Below are 12210 nucleotides of genomic sequence, written 5' to 3' on the forward strand. Positions count from 1 at the left end.
CGAGGCACGCCCCAAATTCTCGCCACGGAATGGGCATCGACCACCCAAAACGAAATCCGTCAGCGTCAATCGCCGCGCGGCACGCCGAAACCGTGGAAAGCCAGGTTCTCAGCCAACTTTCGTGCATAGTTCAGGCTAGAGCAACGGGAGAACGGGTTCGTCGTCCGAGGTACGCGCGACGGCCGTACCCAGGAGACCCTGGCCAGCCGGGTCGTTCTCGCTTCCGGTGGGCTCTCCTTGCCGAAGACCGGGTCGGACGGCGCGGGCTTTGCTCTGGCCACGGCTCTCGGGCACAGCCTGCTCGAACGCTATCCGGCGCTCGTTCCGCTCACCTCCCCCGATCCTGCCTTCGGCGAGCTTGCCGGGATCTCCGCGCGTGTCCTCTGGCAGGCATTGGCCGGCGAGAAAGTGCTCGAGGCGCGGGAACGCGAACTCCTCTTCACCCACCGCGGCTACTCGGGCCCTGCGATTCTCGATGCCAGCCACTGGGTCGTGCGCGACGGCGCAAAGCTTCGCGTGGCCTGGGGGGGGCTGGGAGAAGAAGCTTGGCAACGCCATTTCAAGGCAGAATCCCGCAAACGAATGGATGTCCTGGTCTCGGAAGTGGTGCCGCGGCGCCTGGCCGAACTCATCCTGGAGCGTGCCGGCCTCCAGGGCCGAATGCGTGCAACCCAGCTCCACCCGAGCCAGTGGCGACGCCTGATGCCGCTGCTGACCGCCTTCGAGCTTCCCGTCGACGGGAACCAGGGCTATGGGAAGGCAGAGGTGACGGGCGGTGGTCTCCCACTCTCCGAGGTGAACCCCTCGACCCTCGAAAGCCGCCGGGCAGCCGGCCTCTTTCTGTGCGGCGAGATCTTCGACGTGATCGGCAGGATCGGCGGTTTCAACTTCCTGTGGGCCTGGATCACCGGACGCCTGGCCGGGGAGAGCGCCGCCGCTCAGCCGAAGGCACCGTCCCGAAAGAGGAACTGATCGGGCTGCCAGGATCGCAGACCGCCGGTGGGACCCAGACCGGGCCGGGCGAACGAAACCGCTCGCCAACTCGCCAATCCCGGTCGAAGTCCCCACACTCCGCCGGGCATGCACGCATCGCCGAGCTTTACCTTCGCCCTGGCCCTGGGCATTGGCGTGGCCTGCCAGCTGGTGGCCCGCCACCTGCGAATCCCGAGCATCGTACTGCTCCTCGCCGCTGGCGTGTTGGTCGGTCCGGACCTCTTGGGGTGGATCGACCCACAGCTGCTCGGCAAGGATGGATTGTTCGGCCTGGTCTCACTTGCGGTCGCGATCATCCTCTTCGAAGGCGGGCTGAATCTCGATCTCTCGGCCCTGCGAAGGGCCGCCGCGCCCGTCCGGAGGCTGGTGACGCTAGGCGCTGTCGTCACGAGCCTGGGCGGTGCCGTCGCGGCCCACCTGTTCATGGGCTGGGGCGATCTACGATTGGCGCTGCTGTTCGGAACGCTGGTCATCGTTACGGGCCCGACCGTCATTCGACCCCTGCTTCGCAACGTGCCCCTGCGTCCCAAGCTGGCGACGGTGCTCGAAGCCGAGGGCCTGCTGATCGATCCGGTCGGCGCGATCGTAGCCGGCGTGGCACTCCAGCTCGTCGTCCTCGACCCGGATCTCGGCCATCTGACCTCCGGAGCGACCGACCTGGCCGCACGCACGGCATTCGGGGCGATCGCAGGTCTGGTGTTCGGGCTGACGCTGGTCGGTCTGCTTCGACTCCCCCGCGCCGTGCCGGAAGGGTTGGAGAATCTCGTCGCCCTGGGTGGTGCCCTGGTGGCCTTCGAGGTGTGCGAAGCCCTGCTGACCGAGAGCGGAATCCTCGCCGTGACCGTGGCCGGCGTCGTGGTCGGCAACATGGAACGGCACATCGCCCGGGAGCTGGGTGAATTCCAGGAGCATCTCACGGTCGGATTGATCGGCCTCCTCTTCGTGTTGTTGGCAGCGGACGTGCGCATGGCTGACGTCCTGGGCCTGGGAGTTCCAGGGCTCCTCACAGTTGGGGCTCTCGCCCTGGTGGTTCGCCCGCTGAATGTCTGGATCTGCACGCTGGGCTCGGATCTGAATTGGCGGGAGCGGGCATTCCTCAGCTGGGTCGGCCCTCGCGGCGTCGTCGCCGCAGCCATCGCCTCGCTGGCCGCCGGCTTCCTGGAGGAGATGGGCTTCGCGGACGCCAATTCGATCCGCGCGCTCGTCTTCCTGACCATCGCTGTCACGGTCATCCTGCAGGGCGGAACCGCGCCCCTCGTCGCGCGCTTGCTCGGGGTGCGCGCGCCAGGCCGGGAGGCCCTCGTCGTGCTGGGTGGCGAAGAACTGGCGTTCGCGTTCGTCGAGGCCCTTGGCGCCGAAAAAGAAAACGTCTTGTTTTCCGATTCGAACCCGCTGCACTGCCGAGCCGCCGAGACCAGGGGCTTTCGGGTGGTCTGGGGCAACGCGCTGGAGGAGCGCACGGTGGCGCGCATGCGCCTCGAGCGAGCGCGAGCGGTGGTGGGCCTCACGCCGAACAACGAGGTCAATCACCACTTCGCCGGAGAGGCCATGGCCGAATACAGCGTTCCCACGAGCTATGCCGCCATCGGCCGAGAGAGCAGCGAGGTGGCGAGGCGTATCGTCCTCAAACATGGAGGCCGGGTGCTCTTCGACGGGCCCAAGGACGTGGAGCGCTGGAACGTGCGGTTTCGCCACGGCGACGCCCAGATCGTCGAGCTCGAATACCACGAGCCTGCGGCCGAGCCGCCGACGGAAGGGCCGATTCGACCTGGAGACCCGGATCCCTACCTCATCCTCGGAACGAAGCGGGCGGAACGCGTGGAGCCCATGTTCGAAGAATGGGTTCCCACCGAGGGGGATATCGCGCTCGTGGCCCTGTATTCGCCGGAGCGGGCTACGGCCCTCGAGCGGCTCTCCGCCCGCGGCCTCTGGCCCGCCGTACCCCGCGACGAGGACGAGGAAACGAACAGCGGTTGAATCGCGCCGGGCATTCCCCGTGTTCGGCGTCTTGTCAAGATTTGGAATCCCGGGAGAGTTGATCTAATCGTGTTCTTCTTGTGGAAACGCGAGGAACCGGTTTGCAGGACAGGATCGTCGCCGATGAACTCTCCCTGCTGGAGGGTGTGAACGAAGCGCTCGCGAACGCTCCCGTTCCGAAACCACCGTCGGAAGCGAACCTCGTCGACGACCTCGAGCGCATTCGCGAGCAGCTCGTGCGCGGCGAGATGGATTTCTTCGAGCGATCGGCGCTGAACACGCGCTGGAACAACCAGAGCGCCGTGCTCGAGCAGCTGCGAAAATCCCGCAGCGCTCCCCAGGTCGATCCCGCTTCCCCGTACTTTGCCCACATGCGGATTCGCGAGGGTGAGCGGGTGCGTGATCTCTTCCTCGGCCGGGCGACCCGCCTCGATCACGGCTTGCGCATCGTCGATTGGCGCCATGCGCCGATCGCCCAGCTCTTCTACCGCTATCAGCAAGGCGAGGAGTTCGAAGAAGAAATCACCGGGCGCACCCACGAGGGCACGATCGAAGCCAGGCGGGCCGTCACCATCCGGGATAGCCGGCTGGAGCGGGTGGAGGCGCCCGAGGGCACCTTCCGTGTCGACGCGAACGAGCCGGACGGTTGGAAGATGACCTCCCGCGAGGCGCCGAAGCTCGGCGGCGGTGAAGGCTCCGCCCTGCGCGTGAACCCGATCGGCGAGGGTGCAACGCGCCAGCTGGGTACGGATTCAGAGGGGAACATCCAGCGGGCCGACAAGCACCTGCCGGACATCGCGGCGCTGATCGATCCGGAGCAGTTCGCCCTGATCGCGCGTCCTTCGGCGGGCCCGGTCGTGATCCGGGGCGCCGCCGGCTCGGGCAAGACGACCGTCGCGCTTCACCGGATTGCCTACCTGGCCTACGACGATCCGCAGATCGATTCGGCGGCAACTCTCTTCGTGGTCTTCTCCTCGGGCCTGCGGGATTACGTGAGCCATGTCCTGCCTGCGCTCGGCGTCGAGCACGTACGGGTCAGGACGTTTCGCGAATGGGCGGCGGAACATCGTCGGCGCCTCTTCCCGGCGCTGCCGAACCGACACCGGGAAGACACCCCTGCCCTCGCCCAGCGTCTGAAGTTGCACTCGGCCTTGCTCGTCGCCCTGGAGCGACAGGTGGCGGGCGCTCCGGGCAAGGCTTCCGCCAACCAGGTGCTCGACGATTGGGTCAGCGTATTGACCAACCGTGAGCTCCTCTGGGAAGTCTTCGCCGAGCACGCGCCCGAGGCATTCAGCGAGCGTCAGCTGGCCGAGGTGACCGATTGGTGCAGACGCCGCCATGAGGAATGCCAGGGTTGGATCGAGGGCGACCGGGAGATCCTGGCCGAGCTCGACCCGGAAGACGACGCCCTGTTGCTGCGCTTGTGGCAGTTACGCGTCGGCCCCCTCGGAGGGCCCAACGGGCAGCCGCTCGAGTACCGGCATATCGCCATCGACGAGGTGCAGGACTTCTCGCCCCTCGAGGTCCAGGTCCTGATGGGTTGCCTGGATGCGCAGCAGAACCTGACCCTTGCAGGCGATACCCAGCAGCACGTCATGCAGGAGGCAGGCTTCACCTCATGGAGCGATTTCTTCCGCCACCTGGGCATCGAGGGCACGTCCGTCGAGACACTGCAGGTGAGCTACCGCTCGTCGGATGAAATCGCGCGTTTCGGCCACAGCGTGCTCGGCCCGTTGCGGGAAGACGGTATCCCGTTGATCACGACCCGCAGTGGCCCTCCAGTCGAACTCTTCCACTACACCGATCATGGCGCCTGCATTGCGGCGCTGGCCGACGCCCTCTCGCGTCTCTCCGATGCGGAGCCCCTGGCCTCGGTGGCTCTTCTCACGCCCGACGAAGAGGTCTCTGCCCTCTACTTCGAAGGCCTCACCAACTGCGAGGTACCTCGCCTGCACCGGGTCATCCGCCAGGATTTCAGTTTTGCCCCGGGGATCGAGATCACCGAGATCGAGCAGGTGAAGGGCCTCGAATACGACTACGTCGTACTCATCGACGTAAGCGAACATCACTTCCGCGACGACGCCAAGGCTCGTCGACTCCTCCATGTCGGCGCCACCCGGGCCGTCCACCAACTCTGGCTGACGAGCGTGGGCAACCCCTCCCCCCCGGTCCTCGAAGCCATCCAGCAAGTCTCCTAGGCGGAGAGCCCGGAACGCTCCTCCGTCGGGTTGGCTTTCTCGTACCAGGCGACGTCCCAGTACCGATCGTGCTTTCGGCCGACCTCCGTGAACACGCCGATCTTGCGGAAGCCGAAGCGCTCGTGGAGCCGGATCGAGGGGTCGTTCGGCAGGGTGATCCCGGCAAGGAAGCGGTTCAGGTCATGGTCGGCGAGGGCCGCGAAGAGGGCTTCGTAGAGCCTCGTCGCGTGGCCGCGCCCTTGGCACCTGGGCGCCACATAGACCGTCGTTTCCACGGAAGTCGCGTAGGCCGGCTTGGGACGAAAGGGCATCGAGCCGGCGTAGCCCTGGACGGCCCCGTCTTCCTCGAGCACGAACAGGCGATGGGGGCCGTCCGCGGTGAACTGGCCGAGCCAGGGCTCGCGTTCGCTCTCACTGAAGGTGCGCACGTCGAAGGTCACGGGGCCAGCTTCGACATAGTGGTTGTAGATCGCGGTGATCTCCGCGAGATCGCTCCGCAGCGCGGGGCGTACGAGGGGCTCGGCCATGGCGCTATCCTCGCACGTCGTGCGGGAGCTTCGCGACATCCTCGACGCCTTTGGCGCCCTTCGGGGCGGCCAGACAGCCGTCCTCGCCAGCGTGGTCCACACGCAAGGCTCGACCTACCGTCGGCCCGGCGCCCGGCTTCTGGTGCTGCCGGACGACGAGATGATCGGGCTGATCGGCGGCGGCTGCCTGGAAGGCGATCTGCTCGAGCACGCGGTTCGGATCCGGGCGAGCGGTGCACCCACGCTGGTGCACTACGACGCCACGGCTGAGGACGACGTGATCTGGGGCCTCGGCCTCGGCTGCGCAGGCGTCGTGGACGTCTTGCTCGAACCGGTCTCCCAAGCGCAACCGGGGCCCCTCTCGGCGCTGGGCGCCTGGCGCGACAATCGGGAGACCGGTGCGCTGGCAACCGGGCTCGTGGAGCCCTTGCTGGGACACCATTGGGCCCTGCATCCCGACGGCCGGCTGGACGGCGCCCCGGACGACGAGCTGCGCGTGGCACTGGCCGAATGCCTCGAGAGCGGGCGCGGCCGCCAGATCCAAGCGGCGGGCGGGCGCGTCAGCATCGAAATCGCCCGGCCTCCGCTGCGTCTGGTGATCTTCGGCGCGGGTCCGGATGCCCTGCCCGTGGCGAGGCTCGCTCTCGGCCTCGGCTGGGAGGTGGAACTCTGCGACCCACGGCCTGCCTATGCGCAGCCGGAACGCTATCCCGGGGCGCGTGTGCATTGCGTACCGGCGGATGAAGCCATTGCCCGGGTGGGCATCCGCCGCGATACCTACACGCTCGTGATGACCCACCACTACCTGCATGATCGTGCGCTTCTGGCGGATCTGCTGCCGTCAGCGACCCCCTACATCGGTCTGCTCGGCCCCCGACAACGCGCAGATGACCTGGTCGCCGAACTCCGCGAGGATGGCGCCACCCTCACGGAGGAGCAGCTCGAACGGCTGCATGGCCCGGCCGGTATCGACCTCGGGGGCGAGGGGCCCGATGCCATCGCGCTTTCCCTGGTCGCCGAGATCCAGGCCGTCGCCGAGGGCCGTCCCGGCGGCTGGCTGCGCGCTCGCAAGGGCCCGATCCACGATCCGCTGCTCTCGTGACGCCCAACCGGGAACCCTTCACCGGACGCATCGCTGCCGTGCTGCTTGCCGCCGGCGGATCGAGCCGGCTCGGTCGGCCCAAGCAACTCCTCGAGTGGCGCGGCGAACCCCTCGTGCGGCACGCCGCTCGCGCCGCCCTGGATGCCGGAGTGGATGAACTCATCGTCGTCGCCGGTGCCGACCGCGCGGCCATCGACGACACCCTCGACGGCCTGGTCCTTCGGGTAGTGACCAATCCGTCCTGGACCGATGGAATCGGAAGCTCCATCGCTTGCGGCGTCCGCGCGGCTGACGCAGATGCGGTCCTGCTTCTCCTCTCGGACCAACCCGCCATCGATTCGAAGCTCCTTCGCCAACTGGTCGATGCCGGACGCGCGGGCCACGAGATGGTGGCCTGCCGCTATGCGGGCGTGCTCGGCGTCCCGGCGCTTTTTGCGGGGAAGCAGGCCCTCGCCTGCTTGATCGAACTCGAAGGCGACCAGGGAGCTCGTGCGCTGCTCGCGAGAGATCCGAGCCGTGTCTTCGCCATTGGCGCCGAGCAGGCCGCGTTCGACGTGGACGACGAGCGCGACTGGGCGCGGTGGAAAGAGCAGCATGACGCCGACTGAAGAGCAGATGCTGCGCGACGCCCTGGAGAGACTCCGACGAGAGCTGACCGCCCACGCGGCCGCCACCGAGGAGAGCGCCCGCCCTGTCGACCTCGACCAGCCGATCGGGCGGGTGTCGCGTATCGATGCCCTGCAACAACAACAGCTCGCGAAAGCGCAACGCGACGCGACCCGCTTGCGCCTGCAACAGATCGATTCCGCCCTCGACCGGATCGAACGCGGAGACTACGGCGAGTGCATCCGCTGCGGCGAGGAGATCGAATTCCGGCGGCTGCAGGCCCGCCCTGAGAGCCCGGTCTGCTTGCCCTGCCAGAACCTCCGCGAAGCTCGCCGTTGATCTTCAGTGCCTTGGCGCTACGCGCTCCCGCCACGGCCGCGCCGCTTCCAACTCGTAGGCCAGCGCGAGCAAGGTTCCTTCTCCTCCGAGCCGTGCTGCGAACTGACTTCCGATCGGCAAACTGGCGGGGCTCCATGCAAGGGGCACCGACATGGCCGGGTTCCCGGCGGCGTTCCATACGGGGGTGTAGGAGGCGTAGTCGAAGAGCGACTCGTCCACCTCGTCGAAACCCAGCGTGCCGGCCTGTGTGCCCAAAAGGATCGGTGGCGTGCGAAGCACCGGTGAGAGAACGACGTCGTAGACTTCGAAGAAAGCCGCCATTTCACGCTGGTAGGTCGCAAAGAAGGCAACCGCCTTCTCTGTCGAGCCCTCCGGCAGCGCACGAAATCGCTCGGCCATCCCGAGTGTCACCGGTTCGAGAACATCTTCCGGCTCGAGGCCCTGGGCGACGGCGCTGCGAACGAGCGCCTCGGGGCCCGAGAACCACAAGTTCATGAAGTGATCCCGGAACTCCAGCCCGCGGTAGTTCGGACTGGCCTGCTCCACCTGGTGGCCAAGTTCCGCACATAGCGCAGCCGTCGATTCGATTGCGGCCTTGACGTCCGGGTGTGCTTCGACCCCGTAGACGTTGGGCGTATGAAAGGCCACCCGCAGACGACGGGAGGATGCCTCCGTGACATAACCAGTCGGCTTGTTCGGCGCGTCTGCATCCTTCCGCTCGGTCAGCGCCAGGAAGGCCGCACTATCGCGTACCGTGCGACTCACCACATGCTTCACGGAAATATCGAGGGCGCGTTTGCTGCCGGCCTTCGGGTTTCTTCCTCGGCTCGGCTTCAGGCCGAAGACTCCGCAGCAGGATGCCGGAACGCGAATCGAACCACCGCCATCGGAAGCCTGGGCGATCGGAAGCATGCCCGCAGCGACAGCCGCTCCGGCACCGCCGGAGGAGCCGCCGGTCGAATGCTCCAGGTTCCACGGGTTCCGACACGGACCCAACAGCTCGGATTCGGTCGTCGCGACGAGCCCGAATTCCGGCGTATTCGTCTTGCCGAGAACCACGAAACCGCCCTCGAGGGTCTTCAGGGCGTGGGGCGAACTCCGGGTGGGGACGTAGTCGGCGAACATCCGGGAGCCCATGGTGGTCCGAACGCCCGCCAGATCGTTCAGATCCTTCAGCAGGAAGGGCACACCGCGAAACGGCCCGTCCGGAAGCTCCCCTTCCGCCTCGGCGAGAGCGCGCTCGAAGACGCGCGTGACGACCGCGTTGATCGGAGGGTCGAGCGCCTCGATTCGAGCGATGGTGCGCTCCACCAACTCGCGAGAAGTCACCTCCCCGCGCCTGATCTGCTCCGCCTGGCCCAGGGCGTCCAGGCGGGAAAGTTCGTCGTCGACGATCGCCTGCACGGGAGGAGAAAGTGCGGGGCCCCCAGCGCAGGCAGCCATCCCGAGGCCAGCCGACACGAGGAGGAACTCCCTGCGGCGAAGACGCGCCGCGAGATCGATACTGGGCATGCTTGTTTTCTCCCTGGCCGGTTTTCCCCCGACATGATACATCTGGTTCAGGAAGGAGTGGACGCATGAAAGGCAAACAATGCCCCGACGTCGCCGCCGGCGACGCGCGTCCGCCCGCGGTCTGATTCGACCCTGAGACTCTGGAGGCTGCGGACGCGAAGCCACGCAGCCCTCCGAAACCGCCCCTCGTCTCCAAGGTCCGATCGCCATGGTCCAACCCACCGAAGTCGTCCTTCCGACGCCCCCGCCCCCTGACAACGGCCGCGGCGGCCTGCGCGAGGTGGGCTGGCTCGCCTACCCGGTCATCCTGAGCCAGATCTCGAGCACCGTGATGGGTGTGGTCGATTCGGCGATGGTCGGGCGCCTCGGCGCAACGGAACTGGGCGCCGTCGGCTTCGCGGGCATCTGGTGCTGGACGCTCTTCTCGTTCTTCTTCGGCACCGCAACGGGCGTACAGACATTCGTCTCCCAGGACCACGGGGCCGGAAGAGAGGAGCGCTGCGGACAATGGGCCTGGCAGACTCTTTGGCTGGTCGTCCCCGCCGCGCTCCTGGCTGCCGGAATCTTGTCCTTCGTGCAGGAAGAAGCCCTTCGCTTGCTGGGCCCTTCGGCCGATCTCCAACTCGCAGCGAGTCAATACCTGCGTCCGCGGTTGATCGGCGCCGTGGGAATGACCCTGGCATTCGTCTGGATCTCCTTCTTCCGGGGCATCGGCGACACCCGAACACCGATGATCGCGGCCATCCTGGCGAATGTGGTGAACGTCGGGCTCGACTACGCACTGATCTTTGGAAAGTTCGGCTTTCCCGCCTGGGGCGTAGCGGGCGCGGGTATCGCCACCGCGGTGGGCGAGTGGGGCTACGCGCTCTTCGTCTTCATCGCAGCCATGCGCTGGCGCCGCATCCGGGATGTGTTCGCTACGGCCCCGGTGCGTCCGCGCCTCGCTGCACTCCGGCGCCTGTTGCGCACGGGTGTCCCGATCGGCGGTCAATGGGTGATGGACATGCTCACCTTTGCCGTTTTCACCACATTCGTCGCACGCATGGGGGATGCGTCGATGGCGGCGAGCCAGGCCTTCGTCGCGCTGCTCTCCATGTCGTTCATGCAGGCCTCGGGCATTTCCGTGGCCGCCTCCACACTCGTCGGTCGCTATGTCGGTGCTGGCGATCTCGAAGCGGCAACTCGGAGCTTCTGGACCTCGCAGATCTTCGCGGGCCTTCTCTCCCTCAGCATCGCCGTCATCTTCCTGGTCGCGCCGGACACGATGATGCGAATCTTCAGCAACGATCCCCAGGTCATTGCCCTGGGTGTACCCTTGGTCCGCCTCGGAGCCTTCTTCCAGCTGATGGATGCGGCGGCGATCGTCACTTCCGGCGCCCTGCGCGGTGCCGGAGACACGCGTTGGCCCTTCGTCGCTCAGACGCTGCTCGGCTGGGGGCTCCAGGTGCCACTCGCGTGGTTGCTCGGCGTCTCCTGGGACGGCGGCCTGCGGGCGGCCTGGATCGCCTGCACGATCTACATCTCGATCCTCTCCCTGGTCCTCTTCTGGCGCTTCCGCTCCGGGCGTTGGCGGGAGATCGACATCCAGGCGTAGACGGAAAGCTCCTACGCATCGTCGACCCGCTGGGCCCGGGCAAGTGATACGTTCCCTTGCTTCCAGCCCCTGAACGGAACCCATGTCTGACACGACATCTCTCGATTCCCTCGACGTCATCGGCCCGGACGCCTACGCGAAGAACGGATACCCCCACGCAGAGCTCGCCGGGCCCTTCGAGCGCATGCGATCAAGCTTCCTGGGCGGCGTCAAACGCATGCCCATCCGCTTCCGCATTCGCCCGAAAAACGGCTAGCGGAGCTTTCGATTCATGCTGTGGATACGCCACTTCCTTCCGTTCATCACCCGCGCCCATCGCTGGATGTACCTGGCGAGCCGTGGTTGGCTCGGCGGATGGCTCCCGGGGATGCGTTTCCTGTTGCTGGGGCATGTCGGCCGTCGAAGTGGGACGGCCTATTTGACACCGATTCTCTACGTCGCAGATGGCGACCGCTTCATCCTTGCGGGCTCGAATGCAGGGCAGGATCGGCCCCCGGCATGGTGGCTCAACCTTCAGGCGCGTCCGGAGGCGACCGTTCAAGCCGGCCGACGTCGTCTCGCCGTCAAAGCGACGACCGCGCGGGCTGAGGAAGCCGAACGGCTCTGGGCGCTTCTTCTCGGTAGCTACCGTTGGTTCGACAGCTATCGCGAAGCGACCGACCGGGAAATCCCGATCGTCATCCTCGAGCCGATCTGAGGCGAACGAAGCGACTCAGTCGGCGGTGTTCATGGCCATCACGTTGAAGACTGCACCCTGTGGATCGGCCACCACGGCGAAACGACCTGCGCCGACCTCAGTAGGCGGAACGATCTGGTTGCCACCCAGCTCCCGGATCTTGAGAACGGCCTCGTCGCAATCTCGCACCGCGAAATAGACCGACCAGGCCGCGGGCATCTCGCCTATTTCCGCATGCCAGGGAAGCATTCCGCCGTTCGAGCGACCGCCCACCCGGATTTCCTGGTAGCCGTTTTCCGCACCATCGATCGGTGCCACATCCCAGCCAAACAGCTGTCCGTAGAAGCGACGGGCGCCATCGACATCCCGGGTCATCAACTCGTTCCAGGCGAATGTCCCGGGCTCGTTGGCGATCGCGGCGCCGGCATGCCGACCGGGTTGCCACAACGAAATGCGCGCACCCTCAGGATCGGCCAGCACGGTCATGCGGCCCACGAGTTCGCCACCTACCTCGATATCGATGACCGGCATCTGAAGCTCGCCGCCTAGCAGGCTGCGGAAGAACGCTGGTGGCGTAGCGGAAACCGGGAGCTCGAGGGGGTTTTCCCGGGAATTGACCGCGGAATCGGGGTTTCGCCGCCGGTGAGTGTCCGGCTCGTGACCCGCGCGGCGCTCCGTTCGGGCCG

At 66.7% G+C, this 12210-nt stretch carries 11 protein-coding genes and 1 pseudogene; 9 read left to right on the forward strand and 3 right to left on the reverse strand.

Annotated elements, in window-relative coordinates; genetic code table 11:
- Positions 1 to 147 precede the first annotated feature (147 nt).
- From GY937_25070 to GY937_25080, 3 genes and pseudogenes are all read left to right on the forward strand, one after another.
- A pseudogene (locus GY937_25070) lies at positions 148 to 972 on the forward strand (aminoacetone oxidase family FAD-binding enzyme).
- 108 nt (positions 973 to 1080) lie between these two features.
- On the forward strand, positions 1081 to 2970 hold the full coding sequence (locus tag GY937_25075) for a sodium:proton antiporter (protein MCP5059988.1): 1890 nt from the start codon (positions 1081 to 1083) through the stop codon (positions 2968 to 2970).
- A gap of 101 nt (positions 2971 to 3071) precedes the next feature.
- Positions 3072 to 5168 (forward strand): ATP-binding domain-containing protein, encoded by a 2097-nt coding sequence (locus GY937_25080; GenBank protein ID MCP5059989.1) that lies wholly within the window; start codon positions 3072 to 3074, stop codon positions 5166 to 5168.
- Here the strand turns inward: GY937_25080 and GY937_25085 are convergent.
- Positions 5165 to 5695: an N-acetyltransferase gene (locus GY937_25085; GenBank protein MCP5059990.1), complete on the reverse strand. Its 531-nt coding sequence runs from the start codon at positions 5693 to 5695 to the stop codon at positions 5165 to 5167. The two genes, GY937_25080 and GY937_25085, sit on opposite strands and share 4 nt — an antisense overlap.
- Between GY937_25085 and GY937_25090 the strand changes: the two genes are divergently transcribed.
- Genes GY937_25090 through GY937_25100 form a run of 3 tightly spaced genes read left to right on the forward strand, consistent with a single transcriptional unit; the run spans position 5694 to position 7742 of the window.
- Entirely contained in the window at positions 5694 to 6797 is a 1104-nt protein-coding gene (locus GY937_25090; GenBank protein MCP5059991.1) for an XdhC family protein, read from the forward strand. The two genes, GY937_25085 and GY937_25090, sit on opposite strands and share 2 nt — an antisense overlap.
- A complete protein-coding gene (locus GY937_25095) occupies positions 6794 to 7405 on the forward strand; it encodes a nucleotidyltransferase family protein (GenBank protein MCP5059992.1) in 612 nt (203 codons plus the stop codon). The genes GY937_25090 and GY937_25095 overlap by 4 nt, the downstream gene beginning before the upstream one ends.
- Entirely contained in the window at positions 7392 to 7742 is a 351-nt protein-coding gene (locus GY937_25100) for a TraR/DksA family transcriptional regulator (GenBank protein MCP5059993.1), read from the forward strand. Before GY937_25095 ends, GY937_25100 begins: the two co-directional genes overlap by 14 nt.
- 3 nt (positions 7743 to 7745) lie before the next feature.
- Here GY937_25100 and GY937_25105 read toward each other — a convergent pair whose 3' ends face one another.
- Positions 7746 to 9185, reverse strand: coding sequence for an amidase (locus tag GY937_25105; GenBank protein ID MCP5059994.1), 1440 nt, complete (start codon positions 9183 to 9185; stop codon positions 7746 to 7748).
- A gap of 277 nt (positions 9186 to 9462) precedes the next feature.
- Between GY937_25105 and GY937_25110 the strand changes: the two genes are divergently transcribed.
- From GY937_25110 to GY937_25120, 3 genes are all read left to right on the forward strand, one after another.
- Positions 9463 to 10848: an MATE family efflux transporter gene (locus tag GY937_25110; protein MCP5059995.1), complete on the forward strand. Its 1386-nt coding sequence runs from the start codon at positions 9463 to 9465 to the stop codon at positions 10846 to 10848.
- Positions 10849 to 10930: 82 nt separating this feature from the next.
- The gene (locus GY937_25115) at positions 10931 to 11104 is read left to right on the forward strand and encodes a hypothetical protein (GenBank protein ID MCP5059996.1); all 174 of its coding nucleotides are present in this window, start codon (positions 10931 to 10933) and stop codon (positions 11102 to 11104) included.
- 15 nt (positions 11105 to 11119) lie between these two features.
- A complete protein-coding gene (locus GY937_25120; protein MCP5059997.1) occupies positions 11120 to 11545 on the forward strand; it encodes a nitroreductase family deazaflavin-dependent oxidoreductase in 426 nt (141 codons plus the stop codon).
- A 15-nt stretch (positions 11546 to 11560) separates the two neighbouring features.
- On the opposite strand, the gene GY937_25125 is transcribed toward GY937_25120, so the two are convergent.
- Positions 11561 to 12210 (reverse strand): VOC family protein (locus tag GY937_25125; protein ID MCP5059998.1); only part of this gene is annotated, 650 nt, incomplete at its 5' end.

This window comes from bacterium, from assembly GCA_024228115.1.
In the GTDB taxonomy this organism is placed as follows: domain Bacteria; phylum Myxococcota_A; class UBA9160; order UBA9160; family UBA6930.